Here is a 1,410-nt window from a genome sequence, read left to right as displayed (position 1 = left end):
AGAATAATTAATATCGGGAAGTTGTTTCGTGCTTATTCACTTAGCTATAAAAGTTCCGTTTCCAGTATTTTTAGCGTCTGTTGAATTTAACTAAAAATTATATAAGTGGTGTGAAAAATGAAAAATAGATTTAAACCTGCGGTATTGTCTTCCATAATAGTTTCAGCATTAGCTTTGGTGTGTACTCAAAGTGCTAATGCAGATTTTGATTTTAATGAGTATCTGGGTAATCAGGTTTTCGATTGCTCCAATGATACAAATCTTGCGGAGGGGGCTTGCCATTACAGTGTAGGAGATACTGGCCCCGCCGGTGGAAAAGTTTTCTTTGTTTCCAAGAATGGTTCTCATGGTTTAGAAGTGTCACCAATAGATGCTGTTGTTGGTGGTGAATCGGAATTTGAGTGGGGGTGCTATAAAATTGATCCCATTGGCAGTGAAGAAATGGGTCTTGGAGGTGGGAGTATGAATACTCGCATGATTATAGATGAGTGTGTTTCTGAATTGAATGGCCCCACCGCAGCTGACGTAGCAGATAATTTTGAGTATGGTGGATTTGATGACTGGTATCTACCATCTCATGATGAGTTACACTCCTTACGTGTGAACCTTAAAGATAAGGGCTTGCTTGAAATGGAGTATGATGCTTATTGGAGCTCATCAGAAACTAAGGTGGATAGAAAGTACCGTCTTAATGACCCTCATAATGATAGATTTTCGTATGTTGAGTTTGTCGGTGGAGCATATATGGTGAATGATCTTCATGGTGGCTCAAAGGATATAAAACATTTTGTTAGACCTGTTCGTTCTTTCTAGGGTGGTTTTTAAAAACGCCTTCGCTGTTAATCCTGGATGGATTAATAGTCCGTGGTAGGCAAATTTCCCTTCGCTAAAGCTCCGTTTCCAGGATTTTCTGAGCTTGCTTTGTGCTCAAGTCTGTGGCGGACGCAGGGCGGCTGGAGCATCTCCTATTCGCTGCGTAGGTGAACGAATTATACGGCGACAGGAGTCTCGGAATTTCGTGAATAGGCGCGCCACCGCGCGCCTCATGATAGATTTTGGGACTCCATGTCACAACAATCGATTCGCCACGCGGCGAATCATTTGTGCCCTGGTCCGCCTCAACTACGCAACAAAACCCTGCTCCGTTAAGGCTCCCACACATGGCTTGACGGCTATTCGTAATGCAATTCTTTGCCTCCCTCGCGCGCTGCTAGCGCACTTCGGATTGGCGAATTTCCCTGTCGCCTACCACGGACTAAAAATCATCACTTCGCTTTGGCTCCCCGTTTCCCTGATTTTCAGCGGTAGCATGGCGCGCCTAAACATCTAATATTCGTCCGTCTAGAGTCTACTAACCTATCCAGGTTCTGTCGCATAAATCCCCCTTCCCGACGTTATCTGCTATCATAA

At 44.2% G+C, this 1,410-nt stretch carries 1 protein-coding gene; it reads left to right on the top strand.

All coding sequences use genetic code 11. The annotated features are described in order from the left end of the window. The first annotated feature begins 117 nt into the window (after positions 1-117). Positions 118-813 carry an Lcl C-terminal domain-containing protein gene (locus CDZ78_RS20425; protein WP_087871583.1) on the top strand — a complete coding sequence of 232 codons (696 nt, stop codon included), beginning with the start codon at positions 118-120 and terminating at the stop codon, positions 811-813. The last annotated feature ends 597 nt before the right edge of the window (positions 814-1,410 follow it).

The organism is Bathymodiolus platifrons methanotrophic gill symbiont, assembly GCF_002189065.1.
GTDB lineage: Bacteria > Pseudomonadota > Gammaproteobacteria > Methylococcales > Methylomonadaceae > Methyloprofundus.
Note: the sequence above shows the minus strand (reverse complement) of the source record. Positions and strands in the feature narration are given on the sequence as shown.